Raw genomic sequence first — 20,213 nt, forward strand, 5'->3', positions numbered from 1 at the left:
GAGGCACAGCATGCAAATCAAACTCGCCAACCCCCGTGGCTTCTGCGCCGGCGTGGACCGTGCGATCGAAATCGTCAACCGCGCCCTGGAAGTCTTCGGGCCGCCGATTTACGTGCGCCATGAAGTGGTCCACAACAAATTCGTGGTCGAAGACCTGCGCGCTCGCGGCGCCATCTTTGTCGAAGAGCTCGACCAGGTGCCGGACGACGTGATCGTCATCTTCAGCGCCCACGGTGTTTCTCAGGCCGTGCGCACCGAAGCGGCCGGCCGTGGCCTGAAAGTATTCGACGCGACCTGCCCGCTGGTGACCAAGGTGCACATCGAAGTTGCGCGCTACAGCCGCGACGGTCGTGAGTGCATCCTGATCGGCCATGCCGGTCACCCGGAAGTCGAAGGCACCATGGGCCAATACGACGGCAGCAACGGCGGTGCGATCTATCTGGTGGAAGACGAGAAAGACGTCGCCAACCTGCAGGTGCAAAACCCCGAGCGTCTGGCCTTCGTGACGCAGACCACCTTGTCCATGGACGACACCAGCCGCGTAATCGATGCCCTGCGCACGCGTTTCCCGGCCATTGGCGGCCCGCGCAAGGACGACATCTGCTACGCCACGCAAAACCGTCAGGATGCAGTCAAGCAACTGGCCAACGAGTGCGATGTGGTACTGGTGGTCGGCAGCCCGAACAGCTCCAACTCCAACCGCTTGCGCGAGCTGGCTGAGCGTATGGCAACACCGGCCTACCTGATCGACGGCGCCGAAGACCTGCAGCGCGGCTGGTTCGATGGCGTCGAGCGTATCGGCATTACCGCAGGTGCTTCGGCCCCGGAAGTGCTGGTGCGCGGTGTGATCCAGCAACTGCAGGCTTGGGGTGCCACGGGGGCCGATGAATTGGCCGGCCGTGAAGAGAACATCACGTTCTCCATGCCCAAAGAGCTGCGGGTTCGCTCGCTGCTTTGATCCCTTAAACCCCCAGGTTCAGCTACGGCATAAAGCCTGTTCAGTGTTATCACTGCGCAGGCTGATCCGCCCGCTGGGGGCCAGTACCACCTGGTACACGCTTCTGGCCTGCTCCGTGTCGCATACATGCACGGTGCCGGCGCGAAAACTGCCTCCGGCAAACACCGGCTCACCCAATCCGCTGAAGCGCACCTGAGTCTTGACCGGCCCGTTGCCGGCAATCGCAACACGCCCGCTGTCCTGACGCTCCAGCAGCACCGGGTTGTCGTCGTCGAGATGGCCGCGGCCGCTGACGTCGGCAATCACTCGCCAGCCTCGACTCCAGTCGTCCTCCAATGCATGCATCACTACGGCGCGATTGCGCACGATGGCTTCGACGCGCGCGAAACGCAGGCCGTCCGCCAGTGCGTTTGCTGCGCTGTTTCGCTGTTGTGATGCCAGGAGCCCCTTGAAACCGGGGGCTGCCATTAGAGCCAGAAGGCAGCTCAGCAGCAGGCTGAGCAGCAATTCGATCAGGGTGAAACCTCGCTGTTTCATAGGCCGTCCCTCCGTGGACGTGGTGGTTTTTTCAACAGGTCGACTTAGGTATAGCCCGGCGCTTCCTGGGTTGAGTGATGGCCTTTATGTCCAAAGTATTTCCCTTTGTTCCGGGAGCAGCGCCAGCCGAAATCGGACGCTAGTCTTGGGCCACGCAGCAGGTTTCTGCTGTTTTTTTTGGCCTTCGACAAGGACGACGACGGTAATGTTTGCATCCCCGAACACGCGTTCCCCCTGCACCTTGCCTCGCGAGCAATCCGGCATGACCTTGATCGAGGTGATGGTGTCGGTGCTGATTCTGGCGGTGGGCCTGCTCGGTGCTGCGGTCATTCAGCTCAATGCCCTCAAGTACACCGACAGCTCAAGGATGATCAGTCAGGCCAGTTTCATTGCTTACGACATGCTCGACCGGGTTCGCGCCAACGCAGGGGTCGATTATTCCTGGAGTCAGACCGCGCAAACGCTGAGCGGCACGGCAGGCGCCAGCGTGCGAGACCTCGACCTGCATGACTTTGAGGCGAACATCGCCGAGTTTGCGGGGGAGAGCGCCAGAGGCTCCGTGGCCGTCAGTGGCGGTGAGGTGACTGTCAGCATCAGTTGGGATGATGACAGAGGGGCGAATACCCCCGGCGCACGGGAAACGTTCACGCTCACCAGTCGCATGGCCAGTGAGTCGGGGGTGGGGCCATGAATCGTTCTGCAAGAGGTTTCAGCCTGGTGGAGTTATTGCTGGCGCTGGCTGTCGGGCTGTTGCTCATACTCGGTATCAGCCAGGTGGCAATCAGTTCCCGGATGACCCATGCCGCCCAGCAGGCTGCGATGTTGCTTCAGGACGATGCCCGTTTCGTGCTGGGCAAGCTGACTCAGGATATTCGTCAGGCCGGGATGTTTGGCTGCCTTGATGTGGCCTCCATCGAAAACGCCCCGGCAGCGTTCGATCGGCCTGTCGGTTGGAGTGATTCAGGGGGCTCCAGGTCGCTGACACTGGTCACCGCCGACGTCGGCAGTGAGGGTGGCACGCCCGACTGGACCGTGCTTTCCGATTGCCGCAGCACTGCCCGAGCCTATGCGGGCAACGGGCCAGTGCCGGGGCCTGGCGAGGTTCGATTTGCGATACGTCAGCTCACCTATTCCTTTGAGGCGGGCCAACTGAGAGTCAGCACGCCTGCCGCGCCAGCCAGGGCGGTATTGGTCGATAACGTTGAAGCATTCGATATCAGTTTCGGCATGGCGGCCAGGGTGGGGGCGGCGGGTGTGCAGCGCTATGAATCCACCCCGGCCGATGAATCGCTGATACGCAGCGTACGCCTCCAAATGACGCTGCGCGACCCGACGGGGCGCGTGAAAAATCAGGTCTACAGCGTCGTAGCGGCGCTGCGTAACCGGTTGGGCTAGGGGGCGAGCATGGCGCGTTATGACGGCATTCGTTGGCCGCAAAAAGGCATGGTTCTGCTGATCAGCCTGGTGTTTCTGCTGGCGCTTTCCTTGATCGGCCTGGCATCGATGCAGGGGGCTGTATTCCAGCAAAAAATTGCCGGCAGCCTCTGGCACCGAAATCAGTCATTTCAAGCTGCGGAAAGCGGCCTGCGGCTGGGGGAGACGACGGTCCGCAACACCGGAGCCGCGTTGCCGTTGTGCCCGTCGATCAGCGCCTGCGTGCCGCCGCAAGAAGCGTATTCGGTGCTGGGCGCCGGGATGAATCCGGTTTCGGCGGTCATGTGGGTTTCCTCCAAAGGTGGCCTGTATGGCATCCAGTCGCTGGGACGGGTTGATCGGCCCACTGACAAACCGGCTGCTTTATACCGAGTGACGTCGGTCGGGCTCATTGGCCCGTCGCGTACGGTTCTGGAGACGGTATATGCACGGGTAGAAGGTGAGAACGGAGTGAAATTTCGGCGGGTTGTATGGCGTCAACTTCAATAAGGAGCACACCCATGGGCAAGGATTGCCGAGGTTTTACGTTGATCGAGTTATTGATCGCAGTAGCGATCGTCGCATTTCTGGCCGGGATCGCTTACCCCGGCTATGAACGGCATGTGAAAAGGGCCTACCGTGCAGAAATCGTAGGGCTGCTTTTGGATCAAGCTCAGCACCTGGAGCGTTTTTACACGCGCAACGGCACTTTTATTGATGCAAGCGGCGTGAGTGAGGGCAATGATCGCTATAGAATCAGCGCTGCATTGAACCCACAGGCTTTCAGTCTGCTGGCCACGCCAATCGCCGGCTCTGTGATGTGGGGCGACCCTTGCAGCGAGTTCAGGCTGACCAGTTCCGGCGTGCGAAGCAACCCGGGTGCGGCACCTGAAATGTCGCGTCAGGCGTGCTGGGGTCAGTGATGAGCGTGCAGCATGATCTGGCGCCGGGTGCGCTTTTCCCCCTCTATCGGCTGGAACAAATGATGGCTAAGCAACAGCAAGTGGTGATTGTCGGCGGCGGCGTTATTGGTTTGTTGACGGCGTTCAACCTGGCGACCCAGGGGCAGGCGGTCGTGCTGCTGGAACGTTCCGGGCTAGGGCAGGAGTCTTCGTGGGCCGGCGGCGGGATTGTTTCGCCATTGTATCCATGGCGCTACAGCCCGGCGGTCACTGCGCTGGCCCACTGGTCGCAGGATTTTTACCCACAATTGGCCGAGCGCTTGTTTGCGGCTACCGGTGTTGATCCAGAGGTGCACACCACTGGCCTGTATTGGCTGGACCTGGACGATGAGGCTGAGGCGTTGGCTTGGGCTGCGCGTGAGGGCCGGCCGTTGAGCAAGGTGGATGTATCAGCCGCCCATGATGCGGTGCCTGTGCTGGGCGGGGGGTATTCCCGGGCAATCTACATGGCGGATGTGGCCAATGTGCGTAACCCGCGTCTGGTCAAGTCCCTCAAGGCGGCGCTGTTGGCGCTGCCAAGCGTAACCGTCCACGAACAGTGCGAAGTGCGCGGGTTTGTTCTCGATGGCGATCACGTAGTGGGTGTGGACACGGCCACGGGGCCGGTCATGGGGGATCAGGTCGTTTTGGCGGCAGGTGCCTGGAGCGGTGAATTGCTCGGAAAACTGGGCCTGGAACTGCCTGTGGAGCCGGTCAAAGGCCAAATGATTTTGTACAAGTGTGCATCGGATTTCCTCTCGAGCATGGTCCTGGCCAAAGGGCGTTACGCGATCCCGCGACGTGACGGGCACATTCTGATTGGCAGTACGCTGGAGCATGAGGGGTTCGACAAGACCCCGACCGACTCGGCGCTGGAAAGCCTCAAGGCGTCGGCGCAAGAGTTGATTCCCGCGTTGGCGGGTGCCGAGGTCGTCGGCCATTGGGCAGGTTTGCGTCCCGGCTCGCCCGAGGGTATCCCCTATATCGGCGAGGTTCCGGGCTTCAAGGGGTTGTGGCTCAACTGCGGGCATTACCGCAACGGCCTGGTGCTGGCGCCGGCGTCCTGTCAGTTGTTTGCCGACCTGTTGCTGGGGAATGCGCCGATTATCGACCCGGCGCCTTATGCCCCTGAAGGTCGGCTCAACGCTGGATAGACTTCGGCCCTTGTTCCAGATGTGCCTGACTGCAGTACCACGCTTGGCGTGAGCTCAGTGCCCGGTCCTGCGGCAGGTGCACGCCGCAGTGTGCGCAGCGCACCATCAAGGCCGCATCGGGCTCGCCGGAACGTTGCTGTTTAGCGGCCGGGCTTTTGAATTTGCGCCAGAACCAAACCGCGGCAGCAATAACGGCAATCCAGAACAGTAGACGAACCATGATGGGGGGTTTCTCGACAAGGAATGCGCCAGTTTAGCCAAGGACGCGACGGGCGCACAGAGCAATATGCTGGCCCACAAAAAAGGGAGCCTCGAGGGCTCCCTTTTTTTAACGCGTCGACAGATCAGTCGAAGATGCCGAAGGTCATGTAGCTGAACCACGAGCGGTCTTCGTTGTTGCCGAGGGCCTGTGGTGCTTCTTCCTGGATCACGTCGCCATTGGCGTCATGCGGCTTGAGCTCCGAAGGAATGGCTTCCTTGGCGTCCTGGAACTGCTTCATCACGTCCTGGTTGGCGCGGGTTTCGCCCGGTGGCAACGGTGGACGGGAGCTGATCAGGCCCAAGGTGTATTTGCTCAGCCACGAACGGTTGTCGGCTTCGGCAACCCGAGGCACGAGCTGGCCGTCTTTCAGGTTTGGGGAGTCCGGGTAGTTAAGCTTCAGGGTTTCCAGGCTGGTAGCTGCCAATGCGTCCAGGTGCAGTGCCTGGTAAGCCTCGGTCATCACCGCCAGGCCGTCACCCACGGATGGGGTTTCCTGGAAGTTTTCCACTACGTAACGACCACGGTTGGCGGCGGCTACATAGGCCTGACGGGTCAGGTAGTAGTCGGCTACGTGAATCTCGTAGGAAGCCAGCAGGTTGCGCAGGTAGATCATGCGCTGCTTGGCGTCCGGCGCGTAGCGGCTGTTCGGGTAGCGGCTGGTCAGCTGGGCGAACTCGTTGTAGGAGTCGCGGGCAGCACCCGGGTCACGCTTGGTCATGTCCAGCGGCAGGAAGCGCGCCAGCAGGCCAACGTCCTGGTCGAACGAGGTCAGGCCCTTCATGTAGTAGGCGTAGTCGACGTTCGGGTGCTGCGGGTGCAGGCGGATAAAACGTTCGGCGGCAGACTTGGCGGCTTCCGGCTCGGCGTTCTTGTAGTTGGCGTAGATCAACTCAAGTTGGGCCTGGTCGGCGTAGCGCCCGAACGGATAACGCGACTCCAGGGCCTTCAGCTTCGCTGTGGCGCTGGTGTAGCTATTATTGTCCAAGTCTTTCTGAGCCAGTTGATACAACTCGACTTCGCTCAGGTTTTCGTCGACGACTTCCTTTGTTGACGAGCAAGCAGCAGTCATGGCGAGGATGGCGATCAGCAGCAGGTGTTTCACTTGCATGGCGGCTTGCGTCCCTATGACGGCCGCTGTCTTGGGCGGGGCCGTCCTGTTATGATGAGCGCCCCGTTGAAAGCCTCGGGGCAAAAGACGCCGTATTTAACCACAAGCGCGCAGCCGAAACCAAAGGCTGTGCCACGCCTAGTCTGAGCATGTCCGATAAAATTGAACTTCGCGCAGAGGTGCCGTCCGAATTGGGCGGCCAACGCCTCGATCAAGTCGCCGCACAATTATTCGCTGAGCACTCGCGCTCGCGCCTTTCCGCCTGGATCAAAGACGGCCGCCTGACTGTGGATGGGGCGGTTATACGCCCGCGAGACATAGTTCATGGCGGTGCGATTCTTGAGCTGACTGCCGAGCAGGAAGCCCAAGGAGAATGGGTTGCCCAGGACATCGAGCTGGACATCGTCTATGAAGACGACGACATCCTCGTCATCAACAAACCCGCAGGCCTGGTGGTTCACCCGGCCGCCGGGCACGCTGATGGCACCTTGCTCAATGCCCTGTTGCACCACGTGCCGGACATCATCAATGTCCCGCGCTGCGGCATCGTGCACCGCCTGGACAAGGACACCACCGGTCTGATGGTGGTGGCCAAGACTATTCAGGCCCAGACGCAGCTGGTCACACAATTGCAGAGTCGCAGCGTCAGCCGGATCTACGAGTGCATCGTGATCGGCGTCGTGGTGGCCGGTGGCAAAATCAACGCCCCGATCGGTCGTCACGGCCAGCAACGCCAGCGTATGGCGGTGATGGAAGGCGGCAAGCAGGCCGTCAGCCACTACCGTGTGCTGGAGCGTTTTCGCTCCCACACCCATGTGCGGGTCAAGCTGGAAACCGGCCGTACGCACCAGATTCGCGTGCACATGGCGCACATCAACTTCCCGTTGGTCGGAGATCCGGCCTACGGTGGCCGCTTCCGTATTCCGCCGGCGGCGAGCTTGACCATGGTTGAATCGCTGAAAACCTTCCCTCGCCAGGCGCTGCACGCACGCTTCCTGGAGCTGGATCATCCGACGAGCGGTAAGCGGATGAGCTGGGAATCGCCTCTTCCAGACGATTTGGTCTGGTTGTTGTCGCTGCTCAAGCAGGATCGTGAGGCGTTTATCGGATGAGTGACTGGCTGATTCCTGACTGGCCCGCGCCGGCCGGGGTGAAAGCCTGCGTTACCACCCGAGCGGGCGGCGTCAGTCTGGCGCCGTTCGACAGCCTCAACCTGGGCGATCATGTCGAGGACAGCCTTGAAGCTGTCCTTGAAAATCGCCGTCGTCTTACCGATGCATTCGCCATTCAGCCCGCCTGGTTACGCCAGGTCCATGGGGTAACCGTGGTCGAGGCTGATCCGTCGCGCACCGTCGAAGCCGATGGCAGCTGGTCCAGCACCCCTGGAGTCGCCTGCACATCAATGACCGCCGATTGCCTGCCCGCGTTGTTCTGCAACCGTGCCGGCACACGTGTGGCAGCTGCGCACGCCGGTTGGCGTGGCTTGGCAGCGGGAGTTCTGGAAGCTGCCTTTGACAGTCTGGACGCTGAGCCAGCTGATGTTTTGGTCTGGCTGGGCCCGGCAATCGGCCCGCAAGCCTTTGAAGTCGGCCCGGAAGTGCGTGAAGCGTTCATGCAGCAACTGCCGAGTACCGCCGAAGCCTTTGTACCCAGCCGTAATCCCGGCAAGTACATGGCTGACATCTACCAGCTGGCGCGCCTGCGCCTCGCAGAGAAAGGTGTTACGGCAGTTTACGGTGGCGGTTTCTGTACCGTGACCGACCCGCGTTTCTTTTCCTACCGCCGCAGCCCTCGCACCGGTCGCTTCGCCTCCTTAATCTGGCTTGAACGCTAGACTCTCCTGACCTGCGTCAACTATCCACAGCTTGAATCTTCCAGAATCGGCCACATCTATAGGGGTATCTGGCAGGTTTCTTCATTCAGGATGTGTGTTTATAGCTCCGGCCTGCTCAAAAGGAAGGTGACTAATGCGTATTGATCGTTTAACCAGCAAATTACAGTTGGCTTTATCTGACTCTCAATCGTTGGCGGTGGGCCTCGACCACCCGGCCATTGAGCCTGCGCACCTGATGCAGGCATTACTTGAACAGCAAGGTGGTTCTATCAAGCCCTTGCTGATGCAGGTGGGTTTTGACATCAACAGCCTGCGCAAGGAGTTGAGCAAAGAGCTCGACCAACTGCCTAAAATCCAAAACCCGACCGGCGACGTGAATATGTCGCAGGATCTGGCGCGCCTGCTGAATCAGGCGGACCGCCTTGCACAGCAGAAAGGTGACCAGTTCATCTCCAGCGAGCTGGTATTGCTCGCCGCGATGGACGAGAACAGCAAGCTCGGCAAGTTGCTGCTGGGCCAGGGCGTGAGCAAGAAAGCCCTGGAAAATGCCATCAACAACCTGCGCGGTGGCGACGCGGTGAATGACCCTAACCACGAGGAGTCGCGCCAGGCTCTGGATAAATACACTGTCGACCTGACCAAGCGTGCCGAAGAGGGCAAGCTTGACCCGGTGATCGGCCGTGACGACGAAATTCGGCGCACCATCCAGGTGCTGCAACGCCGGACCAAGAACAACCCGGTGCTGATCGGTGAGCCTGGCGTGGGTAAAACCGCGATTGCCGAGGGCCTGGCCCAGCGCATCATTAATGGTGAAGTGCCGGACGGCCTGAAGGGCAAGCGCCTGCTGTCTTTGGACATGGGTTCGCTGATCGCCGGTGCCAAGTTCCGTGGCGAGTTCGAAGAGCGCCTGAAATCCCTGCTCAATGAGCTGTCGAAGCAGGAAGGGCAGATCATTCTGTTTATCGACGAACTGCACACCATGGTCGGCGCCGGTAAGGGCGAAGGCTCGATGGACGCGGGCAATATGCTCAAGCCAGCCTTGGCGCGGGGCGAGCTGCATTGCGTCGGTGCGACCACGCTCAACGAGTACCGCCAGTACATTGAAAAGGACGCCGCCCTTGAGCGTCGCTTCCAGAAAGTACTGGTGGAAGAGCCGAGCGAAGAAGACACCATTGCGATCCTGCGTGGCTTGAAAGAGCGTTATGAGGTTCACCACAAGGTAGCGATTACTGACGGGGCAATCATTGCGGCGGCCAAATTGAGCCATCGCTATATCACTGATCGTCAGTTGCCGGACAAGGCCATCGACCTCATCGACGAAGCGGCCAGCCGCATTCGCATGGAGATCGATTCCAAGCCGGAAGTGCTCGACCGTCTGGACCGGCGCCTGATTCAGCTGAAAGTTGAGTCCCAGGCCCTGAAGAAAGAAGAAGACGACGCGGCGAAGAAACGCCTGGAAAAACTTCAGGAAGAAATCGTCCGTCTGGAACGCGAGTATTCGGACCTTGAGGAAATCTGGACTTCGGAAAAAGCCGAAGTGCAGGGTTCTGCGCAGATCCAGCAAAAGATCGAGCAGTCCCGCCAGGAACTGGAAGCCGCGCGCCGTAAAGGCGACCTGAACCGCATGGCCGAGTTGCAGTATGGGGTGATCCCGGACCTGGAGCGCAGCCTGCAGATGGTCGATCAGCACGGCAAAAGCGAGAACCAGTTGCTGCGCAGCAAGGTGACCGAGGAGGAAATTGCCGAAGTTGTCTCCAAGTGGACCGGGATTCCTGTGTCGAAAATGCTCGAAGGCGAGCGCGACAAGCTGTTGAAGATGGAAAGCCTGTTGCACCAACGTGTGATCGGCCAGGAAGAGGCGGTAGTGGCGGTGTCCAACGCGGTGCGGCGTTCGCGGGCCGGTTTGTCCGACCCGAACCGTCCGAGCGGCTCGTTCATGTTCCTCGGCCCGACCGGCGTGGGTAAAACCGAGCTGTGCAAGGCCTTGGCCGAGTTCCTCTTTGATACTGAAGAGGCCATGGTGCGGATCGATATGTCCGAGTTCATGGAGAAACACTCGGTGGCTCGCTTGATCGGCGCTCCTCCGGGCTATGTGGGCTATGAAGAAGGCGGTTATCTGACCGAGGCTGTGCGTCGCAAGCCTTACTCGGTGATCCTGCTGGACGAAGTCGAGAAAGCCCACCCGGATGTGTTCAACATCCTGCTGCAGGTGCTGGAAGATGGCCGCTTGACCGACAGCCACGGGCGTACCGTGGACTTCCGTAATACGGTGATTGTGATGACGTCCAACTTGGGCTCGGCGCAGATCCAGGAATTGGTCGGTGATCGCGAAGGTCAGCGTGCGGCGGTGATGGACGCGCTGACGTCGCACTTCCGCCCGGAATTTATCAACCGGGTTGATGAAGTGGTGATCTTCGAGCCCTTGGCGCGGGATCAGATCGCGGGCATCACCGAGATCCAGTTGGGCCGCCTGCGTGGCCGCCTGGCGGAGCGCGAACTGAACCTGGAACTGAGCAGCGAGGCGTTGGACAAGCTGATCGCGGTGGGTTACGACCCGGTGTATGGCGCACGGCCGTTGAAGCGTGCGATCCAGCGCTGGATCGAGAACCCGTTGGCCCAGTTGATCCTGTCGGGCAGCTTTATGCCGGGCACCAGCGTGGAAGCAACGGTGGAAAACGACGAAATCGTCTTCCACTGAGCCCGGCCTGTATGGCGATAAGAGGAGGCCCCGCATTGCGGGGCCTTTTTTTTCGATAGGGCGTTGAACTGTAAGGCAAAGGCTTGTAAAGTGCGCCCCGCAGCAACGTCAGCCCACGGGTTTCTTCTCCCCAAGAAGAAATCAGAAACAAGCGCAAATCATTGTCTTAAAAGCAATTTAAAGGGTTGACAGGGGTTTTTAAGATTGTAGAATAGCGCGCCTCAGACACATGAACGTAGCGATACGGGCAAGTCGAAGAGAAGGTTACATAGCGGTAAAAGTTGCACATTTGAAATATGTAGTTCCGTGATAGCTCAGTCGGTAGAGCAAATGACTGTTAATCATTGGGTCCCAGGTTCGAGTCCTGGTCACGGAGCCAATTTCAAAACCGGGGTATAGCGCAGTCCGGTAGCGCGCCTGCTTTGGGAGCAGGATGTCAGGAGTTCGAATCCCCTTACCCCGACCATATTTGGGTCGTTAGCTCAGTTGGTAGAGCAGTTGGCTTTTAACCAATTGGTCGTAGGTTCGAATCCCACACGACCCACCATTTTTGAGACCAGTTAATGCTGGAATCGAATCTTAAGATCAGAGGCCAAAAGCGCTGATCGAAGAAGGCGACTGAAAGGTCGCCTTTTTTTTACCGGGGTATAGCGCAGTCCGGTAGCGCGCCTGCTTTGGGAGCAGGATGTCAGGAGTTCGAATCCCCTTACCCCGACCATATTAAAAATCCTCGTATCGAAAGATACGGGGATTTTTTTTACTTGTTGAAAATCTCAAATGCGACGCAAAAAAAATGTGGGAGCTGGCTTGCCTGCGATAGCGGTCTGTCAGCCAACATATTTGCTGCTGATCCGCCGCCATCGCGGGCAAGCCCGCTCCCACACGGGTGCGTGTGGTTAGTGCAATTTGAGCCTTGGCTCAGTACCCCGCCCGATCTTGCTGCCCAGCATCAACATGGCCGTGCGGAAAAAACCATACAGCGCCATCTGGTGCATGCGGTACAGCGACACATAAAACATCCGCGCCAGCCAGCCTTCCAGCATTACGCTGCCGGTCAGGTTGCCCATCAAGTTACCCACTGCCGAGAAGCGCGACAGCGAGATCAGCGAGCCGTAGTCGGTGTACTTGTAGGTCGGCAACTCCTTGCCTTCGATGCGCAATTTCAGCGATTTGGCCAGCAACGACGCCTGCTGGTGAGCCGCCTGGGCGCGTGGCGGTACATTGCGATCAGTGCCAGGTTGCGGGCAGGCCGCGCAGTCACCGAAGGCAAAAATGTTTTCATCGCGTGTGGTTTGCAGCGTCGGCAGCACTTGCAGCTGATTGATGCGGTTGGTTTCCAGGCCATCGATGTCCTTGAGGAAGCCCGGCGCACGAATGCCGGCGGCCCATACCTTCAGGCTGGCTGGAATGACTTGGCCGCTGCTGGTGATCAGTGCGTCTGCCGTGACTTCACTGACTGCCGAGTTTGTCAGCACGGTCACACCCAGTTTCTCCAGGGTTTTATGCACAGGCCCGCCAATTCGCTCGGGCAGCGCAGGCAAAACCCGTGGGCCGGCTTCGATCAGGGTGATGTGCATGTTTTCCGGCTTGATGCGGTCCAGGCCGTAAGCGGCGAGCTCGTGAGCGGCGTTATGCAGCTCGGCGGCCAGTTCGACACCGGTGGCGCCGGCGCCGACGATGGCAACGCTGATGTTCTCTTCCACATCGGTCTGCCCGGCATGGGCGCGCAGGTAGTGGTTGAGCAGTTGCTGGTGGAAGCGCTCGGCCTGCTTGCGGGTGTCGAGGAACAGGCAGTGCTGCGCCGCGCCCTCGGTGCCGAAGTCATTGGTGGTGCTGCCGACCGCAATCACCAGGCTGTCATAACCGAGTACGCGCGCAGGCACCAGTTCGCGGCCTTCTTCATCGAGCGTCGCAGCCAGCTGGATTTTCTTCTGCTCACGGTCAAGCCCGCTCATGCGCCCCAGTTGGAACTCGAAGTGGTTCCATTTGGCCTGGGCGACATAATTGAGTTCGTCTTCCGATGAGTTCAGCGAGCCGGCGGCCACTTCGTGCAGCAGCGGTTTCCAGATGTGGGTCAGGTTGGCGTCCACCAGCGTGATGCTGGCGGTGCCGCGCTTGCCCAGAGTCTTACCCAGGCGGGTAGCCAACTCCAGGCCGCCGGCGCCGCCGCCGACGATAATAATACGATGGGTCATGGGGATATCTCGCAAGGCTAAAAGAAATCGGAGCAGTTACCCCCGCGAGCGCCAGGCAGCTCATAGCGTCAGGTAACTCAAAAGGCGGCTCAGCAGACCGAGCCCGATCACTGCCACCAGCACCATAACGAGGAGCAGCCACGGCCTGAAAGGCTTGCGCTCGACTCGGTTCTGGGAGAGTTGCAGATACTCTTCGACACGCTGTTGGTCATCGGGTTTCAGGCGGCTGGTCATAAAGGCCTCGTCAGGTAGACGTTGCAAAAGGGCGCCACGTTACAGTCAGGGGGTTGGCGGTATCGCCACAAGCGTAGCCTGTGCCCGCGTCACAGGCTGATGCCCACGTCGAATACTATGCTGCGCCCCAGGTTGTTGCGCAAGAAGTCCGGCGCGTCCGGGTGGGCGAACAGCACGCGGGCAAAGGTTGGCCCCACCAACGACAACGAGCGCCAGCCCTGGCGCAGGTATTCGGTGGGCGGCGGAAAATGGCTATTGAGGTCCAGCACTTCGCGCTTGAGGCTGCTGAAGGCGATCAGGTCCAGTTCGCCCAGGTCCATCCCGCGTTCTTTGTAGTTATGCGCCTTTTTGCGCAAGGTCGGCGCCAGGCGCAGCAAAAACTCATGCGCCGGGATTCTCCGCGGCTTGGCTTCGCGCCGCACCAGTTGACTCAGGGAAAACGCACTGCGCCGACGCAGCAGTTCGTCGCGCCACTCATCGTTAAGGCGACGGCCCTCATCGAGCACAAAAAACACCTCGAAACTGGCATCGCGAAACAGCACATCCGGCGGTTCCTGGCCGGCAGGGTGAAACTCTTCGGCGCGGTAGGGCACATTCAAGCCTTGCAGCAGGCGCTGGCAGACCCAACGCTCACGCTCCCATTTGCGGGCATTGGACAAAAACGCGTTGGCTTGTTCGGCCGCTACGGTGAGCAGGCGCAAGTAATCTGAGTCATCCATAGTGCCAGCTTAGCGTTCAAATGATGACCGCAGGAAGTCTTGCTTAAAAACGCCGGTGTAGACTGGCCATTCGGCAGCCACCCAGGGATGAGGTGCGAAATGAAGTTTTACGAAAGGGGACAACGCCCGTGATCAGTGCCGCGGTATTGGCGCCGGAAACCCTCGGAATCGGCTGGCTGCTTTACATGCCGGTGGTGATGTGGGCAATCCTGCGCTCGCCGTGGGTCGAGCTGTTCGCTGACCGGCGGCGCCAGCACTTGCTGTTCGGCACGGTGTTTGCGCTGTTCCTGCTGTGGTTGGTACGGCGTGATTTCGATACCGGCGTCTCTTACCATTTTATCGGCATGACGGCTGTCACTCTGTTGCTCGACTGGCCCTTGGCAATCGTCGGGGGGCTGGTTGCGCAGGCCGGTTTGGTGTTGCTGGGGCGCCAGGATCTGGCGGCCGTCGGGGTCAACGGCTTGCTGCTGATTGGGCTGCCGGTGCTGGTCACGGAAGCATGCGCGGTGTTGGTAGAAAGAGCCAAACCGCGAAACCCCTTTGTGTATATCTTCTGCTCCGGTTTCTTTGCCGCCGCGCTGTCGGCCTTGCTTTGCCTGTTGGTCGGGCTTGGATTGCTGTGGTTCGACGGCCGTTTCGCAATGCCCGAATGGCTGGAAGACTTCGTCGGCTACCTGTGGCTGATCGTATTCCCTGAAGCCTTTATCAACGGCATGATCGTCAGTGCACTGGTGGTGTTTTGCCCTGAATGGCTGGAAACCTTCAACCGTACGCGCTACCTCTCGGCGCCCTGGAAGGATGACGATTCGCAGCGTTGATCCAGATCAAATCCCGGGAGGCTGTGCAGGCCCATGCTCCGCGAAACTTTTCTGAGCAGACGGGAGCACGGAGCATGAGTGTGTATGAGTGGGCACGGCAGGAGTTGCGCAGAAGCCAGGACGCAGCGCAGGAAATCGGCTTTGACCCGGGATTGACCCTGCGCGCCATGCTCAGCGCGGTCGTGCAGCAGAGCAAGGGTGTGCGCACGTTTGAAGACTTGGCCGACGAGCTGCAATACTTGGCAGAGAATCTCGACGACCAGCAGGAATACGCCTTTATGCGGCCTTAATGGCGCGGCGGCAAGTCTTCGGAAAACAGCTCGTCTTCAGCATCCGGGGCCACAGGGATCTTGTGTTCCTCGGCCGCCCAAGCGCCGAGGTCGATGAGTTTGCAGCGGTCCGAGCAGAACGGCCGGTTGAGGTTGGTCGCTTTCCATTCCACGGGTGCTCCGCAGGTTGGGCAGTCGACGGTCAAGGGTTGGCTCATGATCGGCCTCCACGCAAAGTAAGGTAAAAGTGGTGCAGTCGCTCGACCTCGCTGTGCAGCCAGGCGAGGTCCTTGTCGTTGACCAGCACGTCATCGGCATGGTTCAAGCGGTCTTCCCGGCTGAACTGGGCCTTGAGAATCGCTTGCACCTGTTGCTCGCTGATGCCGTCGCGCTGCAGGGTACGCTGAATCTGCAGCGATTGCGGCACATCGATCACCAGGACGCGCTGGGTCATGCTGGACTGGCCGGATTCGATCAGCAACGGTGATACCAGAATCGCGTAAGGCGAACGGGCGCGTGCCAGGTGGCTGCGAATTTCCTCGCCAATCAACGGGTGCAACAAAGCTTCCAGCCAGCGGCGCTCTTCGGGCACCTCAAAGATCAGCTTTCGCAGGGCCGCTCGGTCGAGTTGGCCGTCGGGCTGTAACACGCCGCCACCGAAATGCTCGGCGATGCGTGCCAGGGCAGGCCGGCCGGGCTCTACTACCCAGCGCGCGGCGTGGTCGGCGTCGACCAGGTCGATGCCCAAGTCGATAAAATGCTGGGCAGCCGCGCTTTTGCCGCTGCCTATGCCGCCGGTGAGGCCAAGAATCCAGGGTGTTGCAACAGAAGTGGTCATTTGAAACCGACAGACTGCAAATAGAAGTCGGTTATTTGACCACCCCAGAGCAATGCAATCCAGCCGGCAATCGCCAGGCAGGGTCCAAATGGCATTGGCGCCGATGTCTGGTGCTTGCGCAAACGCAGCAGAATCAACCCGGTAAATACGCCGAGCAGCGACGCCATCAGCAGTGTCATCGGCAGAATCTGCCAGCCGCCCCAGGCACCCAGCAGCGCCAGTAATTTGAAGTCGCCATGGCCCATGCCGTCCTTGCCGGTGACCAATTTGAACAGCCAGAACACCGTCCACAGGCTCATATAGCCAACCACCGCGCCCCACAGCGCATCGGGCAGCGTTGCCAGCAAGCCGAAGCTGTTGCCGATCAGCCCCAGCCACAACAGCGGCAGCACCAGCACGTCCGGGAGCAGTTGATGGTCCACGTCAATCAGACTCATCGCCAACAAGCCCCAGCTCAGCATCATCACCGCACCGGCTTCCCAGCCAAAGCCGAAGTGCCAGGCCACCACTGCCGAGATCAGCGCGCAGGCCAGTTCCGTAAAGGGATAACGGGCGCTGATAGGTTCACGACAATGAGCGCAGCGGCCTCTGAGCATCGCATAACTGAGCAGCGGGATATTTTCCCAGGCACGAATCGGCTGGTTGCAATTCGGGCAGCAGGAGTCGGGCCGCGCGAGGTTGTAAGTGGGGCCTGCGGGGTCAGCCGGCAAGCCGAGAATTTCACGGGCCTGGGCACGCCATTCACGCTCAAGCATCTTGGGCAAACGCCACACCAGCACGTTGAGGAAGCTGCCGACGATCAGCCCCAGCACCAACGCCATACCGACAAACAGCCACGGTCGCTCACTCAAAAGCAGGCTCAAAACGCCGTACCCAACTGGAAAACCGGCAGGTACATGGCGATGACCAGGGCGCCGACGATGCCGCCCAGTACCACCATGATCAGTGGTTCCATCAAGCTCGTGAGGTTATCGACCAGGTGATCCACGTCAGCCTCGTAATGATTGGCCACTTTTTCCAGCATGTGGTCCAGGGTGCCTGATTCTTCGCCAATGGCGGTCATCTGGATCGCCATGCCAGGAAACACGCCACTGCGGGTCATGGACTGATGCAGAGGCATGCCTGTGGATACATCGTGACGCATATGTTCGATCGCCTGTTTGAACAGCCCATTGCCCGTTGCGCCCGCCACGGAGTCCAACGCCTGTACCAGGGGCACGCCCGCTGCAAAGGTTGTCGAAAGCGTGCGGGCATAGCGGGCGACGGCGGATTTTTTCAGCAGTGTGCCTGCCAGCGGTAGGTTCAACAAACCGGCGTCCACCCAATGGCGCACACCGGGAGATCGTTGATGCGCCTGTCTGAGCCCTGCAAACCCGGCAAACACGCCCAGTGCAACCACCCACCAGGCGCGTTGCAGGAATTCGGACAGCGCGATGACGCCCAGCGTGAAGCCTGGCAGCTTGCCGCCGACCCCGGCAAACAGGCTCTGAAACTGCGGCACCACATGGATCAGCAACACCGTGCTGACCAGGCACGCAACCACAATGACGGCAATGGGGTAAGTCATGGCCTTCTTGATGCGGGCTTTTAGCTGCTGGCTCTTCTCCAGGTGAATGGCCACGCGCTCCAGCAGGGTTTCCAGGGCGCCGGCCTGCTCGCCGGCGGCGATCAGGTTGCAGTACAAGTCATCGAAGTGGCGGGGGTGTTTGCGCAGTGCTTGCGATAAATTATGACCGCCGGCGATCGCCTGTTTAAGTCCCTGTACCAGCTCGCGCATCCGGCGGTGGTCGGTGCCTTCGCGAATGATGTCAAAGGCCTGCAGCAGTGGTATGCCGGCGCGCAGCAGGGTGGCCAGTTGACGCGTAAACAGAGCAATATCCACAGGCTTGATCGGCGGGGCAAAGCGCGGCAGGCGTCGGGCTGCCTTCTGCACCCGACCGGGGCAGATCCCTTGCTGGCGCAGTTGTGCCTTGATCAGCGCAAGGCTGTGCCCGCAGGTTTGCCCGGATACCCTGCGGCCTTTGCGGTTGATGCCTTCCCAGGCGTAGATCGTTGAAGCGTCGTTCATGGCAACTGCCCGCACACCGGTAGTGGAAGATTTATAGCTTAGTCAGAAGACCGATTTGGGCAGGTGGCTGGCGCTGGATAAAATGTCAGATTGTGCGTCTCGAGCACGATGGGCTGCTCACGGATGAGTACACTGGCGCCGCTGCAAATTGCGGGGCGCAGGACGCGCCCTGTCTTGGGTTTTATTTCTGGAGAGTGAAAGTGATGCGTCAGAAAGGTTTTACATTGATCGAGTTGTTGATCGTCGTGGCAATCATCGGCATTTTGGCCACCATCGGTTTGCCGATGTACACCAAGCACCAGGCCAAGGCCAAGTTCACGGCGGGCCTGGCTGAAATTTCAGCGCTCAAGGCCGGCTATGAAGACACGATCAATCAAGGCACGGTGCCCACCCTTGCGCTGATCGGCGGCACCAGCCCTACCGCCCACTGCAAGATCGACGTGACCGGGGATGTCGCCACCGGCGCCGGTTCCATCAGCTGTGAAATGCTCGATGCGCCGGCGCCTGTATTGGGCAAGACCATCACGTTGACGCGCAGTGCCACCACGGGTTGGAAATGCGCCACTACGGCTGATGCGCAGTACATCGCCAAGGGTTGCGGCGCCGACGGCGCATAACGGCTGCCGGGCGGTAGGCGAGTTAGTTGCCGCATGCCCAATGCGGTGCTAGCTTTAGCCCACCGCCCGTGTAGCTCAGCCGGTAGAGCAGCGCACTCGTAACGCGAAGGTCGCAGGTTCGATTCCTGTCTCGGGCAAAAGGGCAACACTGTTTCAACGGCATGTTTCAACGGCATGTTCCAAAGGCAACGTTTTCAGATGATCCCAGAATGGTTCTGAAGGCCAGACGAGGCGGCATTCGTGCCCACTCTTTTGTATCTGCGCAACCTTGATGACCCAGATGCATCCCCATTCCCAGATCTAAGAGAACAACATGACCACGACTGAAAAGACCCAGGAAGCCCGGCACGAAGAAGCCCTCGAGAAATACCTCAAGGAATCGCCGCAGCTTAAAGAAGAGATCAAGGACCTGAGCGCTGATGACCAGCGCGATCAAGTCCAGTGGGCATTTGAAGATGAGGCCGAGAGCCAGGGCTTGCAGCCTTGGGAGCTGACCCTCAAGTACACCTCGACGCCGGAAGAGTTCGAAGCCGCGCGGCTGGTCTTGCACAAAGAGGCGGCTGAAGTACTGGGCGTGGAGTGGAACGAGTACTGCGAGATGAATAATCTGGTGGTCTGAAACGCCGTTGAAGGAGCCGGCAATCCGGCTCCTTCCACACATTCAGATACTCAGCCGCATCGACAGATCCACCGCCTTCACATCCTTCGTCATCGCACCGATGGAGATGTAGTCCACGCCCGTTTGCGCAATCGGCAGCAGGGTGGTTTCGTTGATCCCTCCGCTGGCTTCCAGCTTGGCCTTGCCCGCGTTCAGGCGCACGGCTTCACGCATGTCATCCAGGCTCAACTCGTCAAGCATGATGATGTCGGCGCCTGCCGCCAGTGCCTCGCGCAGTTCTTCCAGGCTTTCCACTTCAATTTCCACCGGCTTGCCCGGGGCGATTTTGTGGGCGGCGGTAATGGCTTGGGCAATTCCGCCACACGCGGCGATATGGTTTTCCTTGATCAGGAACGCGTCATACAAACCGATGCGATGGTTGTGGCAGCCGCCGCACGTCACCGCGTATTTCTGCGCCAGACGCAGGCCTGGCAGGGTTTTGCGGGTGTCGAGCAGCTTGACCTGGGTACTGGCGACAAAGTCCGCCAGGTAGTGCGCGCGGGTGGCTACGCCGGACAGCAGTTGCAGGAAATTCAGCGCGCAGCGTTCACCACTGAGCAGTGAGCGGGCCGGGCCTTCGAGGTGAAACAACGCCTGGTTGGGGCTGACGCGCTCACCGTCGGCGACCTGCCAATGCACCGCTACCCGTGGGTCCAGCTGGCGAAACACCGCGTCCACCCAAGCTGTACCCGCAATTACGGCGGCGTCGCGGGTAATGATGGTGGCTTTGGCCAGGCGTTCGGCCGGGATCAATTGCGCAGTGATGTCGCCACTGCCGAGGTCTTCCAGCAGTGCGCGGCGCACGTTGGCTTCGATTTCGGCGGTGAGGTCGGCAAGACGGAGATTCGGCATAACGGGCTCCACAAACAAAGTGCCTCGATTATAGGGGCAG

23 protein-coding genes, 5 tRNA genes and 1 pseudogene are annotated in these 20,213 nt (G+C 60.0%); 18 read left to right on the forward strand and 11 right to left on the reverse strand.

Translation table 11 applies throughout. From position 1 onward, the window contains the following. Positions 1–10: 10 nt before the first annotated feature. Positions 11–958 (forward strand): 4-hydroxy-3-methylbut-2-enyl diphosphate reductase, encoded by a 948-nt coding sequence (gene ispH / locus BFW87_RS15485; RefSeq protein WP_078740651.1) that lies wholly within the window; start codon positions 11–13, stop codon positions 956–958. On the opposite strand, the pseudogene BFW87_RS15490 reads toward ispH, so the two are convergent. Next, positions 912–1,495, reverse strand: a pseudogene (locus BFW87_RS15490) (GspH/FimT family pseudopilin). The gene ispH and the pseudogene BFW87_RS15490 overlap by 47 nt on opposite strands. 205 nt (positions 1,496–1,700) lie before the next feature. On the opposite strand from BFW87_RS15490, the gene pilV reads away from it, so the two are divergent. From pilV to thiO, 5 genes are all read left to right on the forward strand, one after another. Continuing rightward, entirely contained in the window at positions 1,701–2,186 is a 486-nt protein-coding gene (gene pilV / locus BFW87_RS15495; protein ID WP_078740653.1) for a type IV pilus modification protein PilV, read from the forward strand. Then, complete coding sequence (locus BFW87_RS15500; protein WP_078740654.1) at positions 2,183–2,890, forward strand: PilW family protein; 708 nt, start codon at positions 2,183–2,185, stop codon at positions 2,888–2,890. The genes pilV and BFW87_RS15500 overlap by 4 nt, the downstream gene beginning before the upstream one ends. Before the next feature lie 9 nt (positions 2,891–2,899). Beyond that, complete coding sequence (locus tag BFW87_RS15505) at positions 2,900–3,418, forward strand: pilus assembly PilX family protein (RefSeq protein ID WP_078740655.1); 519 nt, start codon at positions 2,900–2,902, stop codon at positions 3,416–3,418. A gap of 11 nt (positions 3,419–3,429) precedes the next feature. After that, on the forward strand, positions 3,430–3,831 hold the full coding sequence (locus tag BFW87_RS15510) for a type IV pilin protein (protein WP_078740656.1): 402 nt from the start codon (positions 3,430–3,432) through the stop codon (positions 3,829–3,831). A 62-nt stretch (positions 3,832–3,893) separates the two neighbouring features. Beyond that, positions 3,894–5,003 (forward strand): glycine oxidase ThiO, encoded by a 1,110-nt coding sequence (gene thiO, locus BFW87_RS15515; protein WP_078740763.1) that lies wholly within the window; start codon positions 3,894–3,896, stop codon positions 5,001–5,003. Here thiO and BFW87_RS15520 read toward each other — a convergent pair. Both BFW87_RS15520 and BFW87_RS15525 read right to left on the reverse strand, forming a co-directional pair. Further along, positions 4,990–5,223: a PP0621 family protein gene (locus BFW87_RS15520; protein WP_078740657.1), complete on the reverse strand. Its 234-nt coding sequence runs from the start codon at positions 5,221–5,223 to the stop codon at positions 4,990–4,992. The genes thiO and BFW87_RS15520 overlap by 14 nt on opposite strands. 124 nt (positions 5,224–5,347) lie before the next feature. Further along, the gene (locus BFW87_RS15525) at positions 5,348–6,373 is read right to left on the reverse strand and encodes an outer membrane protein assembly factor BamD (RefSeq protein WP_078740658.1); all 1,026 of its coding nucleotides are present in this window, start codon (positions 6,371–6,373) and stop codon (positions 5,348–5,350) included. Between the two features lie 149 nt (positions 6,374–6,522). Between BFW87_RS15525 and rluD the strand changes: the two genes are divergently transcribed. The 7 genes from rluD (at position 6,523) to BFW87_RS15560 (ending at position 11,623) form a co-directional block, all read left to right on the forward strand. Further along, positions 6,523–7,485, forward strand: a complete 963-nt coding sequence (gene rluD / locus BFW87_RS15530) for a 23S rRNA pseudouridine(1911/1915/1917) synthase RluD (RefSeq protein ID WP_078740659.1) — start codon at positions 6,523–6,525, stop codon at positions 7,483–7,485. Continuing rightward, a complete protein-coding gene (gene pgeF / locus BFW87_RS15535; RefSeq protein WP_078740660.1) occupies positions 7,482–8,207 on the forward strand; it encodes a peptidoglycan editing factor PgeF in 726 nt (241 codons plus the stop codon). Before rluD ends, pgeF begins: the two co-directional genes overlap by 4 nt. Before the next feature lie 133 nt (positions 8,208–8,340). Beyond that, complete coding sequence (clpB, locus tag BFW87_RS15540; protein WP_078740661.1) at positions 8,341–10,905, forward strand: ATP-dependent chaperone ClpB; 2,565 nt, start codon at positions 8,341–8,343, stop codon at positions 10,903–10,905. Positions 10,906–11,208: 303 nt separating this feature from the next. Beyond that, a tRNA-Asn gene (locus tag BFW87_RS15545) sits at positions 11,209–11,284 on the forward strand. A 10-nt stretch (positions 11,285–11,294) separates the two neighbouring features. Then, positions 11,295–11,371, forward strand: a tRNA-Pro gene (locus tag BFW87_RS15550). Positions 11,372–11,376: 5 nt separating this feature from the next. Next, positions 11,377–11,452 (forward strand) — tRNA-Lys (locus BFW87_RS15555). 94 nt (positions 11,453–11,546) lie between these two features. After that, a tRNA-Pro gene (locus BFW87_RS15560) sits at positions 11,547–11,623 on the forward strand. 178 nt (positions 11,624–11,801) lie between these two features. Here BFW87_RS15560 and BFW87_RS15565 read toward each other — a convergent pair. The 3 genes from BFW87_RS15565 to BFW87_RS15575 form a co-directional block, all read right to left on the reverse strand. Beyond that, a complete protein-coding gene (locus BFW87_RS15565) occupies positions 11,802–13,100 on the reverse strand; it encodes an NAD(P)/FAD-dependent oxidoreductase (RefSeq protein WP_078740662.1) in 1,299 nt (432 codons plus the stop codon). A gap of 60 nt (positions 13,101–13,160) precedes the next feature. Beyond that, complete coding sequence (locus BFW87_RS15570) at positions 13,161–13,334, reverse strand: DUF3094 family protein (RefSeq protein WP_078740663.1); 174 nt, start codon at positions 13,332–13,334, stop codon at positions 13,161–13,163. A gap of 89 nt (positions 13,335–13,423) precedes the next feature. Next, positions 13,424–14,053, reverse strand: a complete 630-nt coding sequence (locus tag BFW87_RS15575; protein ID WP_078740664.1) for a DUF1780 domain-containing protein — start codon at positions 14,051–14,053, stop codon at positions 13,424–13,426. 128 nt (positions 14,054–14,181) lie between these two features. Between BFW87_RS15575 and BFW87_RS15580 the strand changes: the two genes are divergently transcribed. Continuing rightward, positions 14,182–14,871: an energy-coupling factor ABC transporter permease gene (locus tag BFW87_RS15580; RefSeq protein WP_078740665.1), complete on the forward strand. Its 690-nt coding sequence runs from the start codon at positions 14,182–14,184 to the stop codon at positions 14,869–14,871. 74 nt (positions 14,872–14,945) lie between these two features. Then, on the forward strand, positions 14,946–15,161 hold the full coding sequence (locus BFW87_RS15585; RefSeq protein ID WP_025856597.1) for a hypothetical protein: 216 nt from the start codon (positions 14,946–14,948) through the stop codon (positions 15,159–15,161). Here the strand turns inward: BFW87_RS15585 and yacG are convergent. Genes yacG through BFW87_RS15605 form a run of 4 tightly spaced genes read right to left on the reverse strand, consistent with a single transcriptional unit; the run spans position 15,158 to position 18,046 of the window. Beyond that, entirely contained in the window at positions 15,158–15,358 is a 201-nt protein-coding gene (yacG, locus tag BFW87_RS15590; RefSeq protein WP_003188437.1) for a DNA gyrase inhibitor YacG, read from the reverse strand. The two genes, BFW87_RS15585 and yacG, sit on opposite strands and share 4 nt — an antisense overlap. Continuing rightward, positions 15,355–15,978, reverse strand: a complete 624-nt coding sequence (coaE, locus tag BFW87_RS15595; RefSeq protein ID WP_078740666.1) for a dephospho-CoA kinase — start codon at positions 15,976–15,978, stop codon at positions 15,355–15,357. Before coaE ends, yacG begins: the two co-directional genes overlap by 4 nt. Continuing rightward, positions 15,975–16,841, reverse strand: a complete 867-nt coding sequence (locus BFW87_RS15600; protein WP_078740667.1) for a prepilin peptidase — start codon at positions 16,839–16,841, stop codon at positions 15,975–15,977. Before BFW87_RS15600 ends, coaE begins: the two co-directional genes overlap by 4 nt. Beyond that, on the reverse strand, positions 16,838–18,046 hold the full coding sequence (locus BFW87_RS15605) for a type II secretion system F family protein (protein ID WP_078740668.1): 1,209 nt from the start codon (positions 18,044–18,046) through the stop codon (positions 16,838–16,840). The genes BFW87_RS15600 and BFW87_RS15605 overlap by 4 nt, the downstream gene beginning before the upstream one ends. Positions 18,047–18,249: 203 nt before the next feature. On the opposite strand from BFW87_RS15605, the gene BFW87_RS15610 reads away from it, so the two are divergent. The 3 genes from BFW87_RS15610 (at position 18,250) to BFW87_RS15620 (ending at position 19,282) form a co-directional block, all read left to right on the forward strand. After that, complete coding sequence (locus BFW87_RS15610) at positions 18,250–18,663, forward strand: pilin (RefSeq protein WP_078740669.1); 414 nt, start codon at positions 18,250–18,252, stop codon at positions 18,661–18,663. A 64-nt stretch (positions 18,664–18,727) separates the two neighbouring features. Continuing rightward, positions 18,728–18,800, forward strand: a tRNA-Thr gene (locus BFW87_RS15615). Between the two features lie 176 nt (positions 18,801–18,976). Beyond that, a complete protein-coding gene (locus BFW87_RS15620) occupies positions 18,977–19,282 on the forward strand; it encodes a DUF6388 family protein (RefSeq protein WP_078740670.1) in 306 nt (101 codons plus the stop codon). A gap of 42 nt (positions 19,283–19,324) precedes the next feature. On the opposite strand, the gene nadC is transcribed toward BFW87_RS15620, so the two are convergent. Beyond that, positions 19,325–20,173 (reverse strand): carboxylating nicotinate-nucleotide diphosphorylase, encoded by an 849-nt coding sequence (gene nadC, locus BFW87_RS15625; protein ID WP_078740671.1) that lies wholly within the window; start codon positions 20,171–20,173, stop codon positions 19,325–19,327. Between the last annotated feature and the right edge of the window lie 40 nt (positions 20,174–20,213).

Source organism: Pseudomonas fluorescens (genome assembly GCF_002022275.1).
Classification (GTDB): Bacteria; Pseudomonadota; Gammaproteobacteria; order Pseudomonadales; family Pseudomonadaceae; genus Aquipseudomonas; species Aquipseudomonas fluorescens_AJ.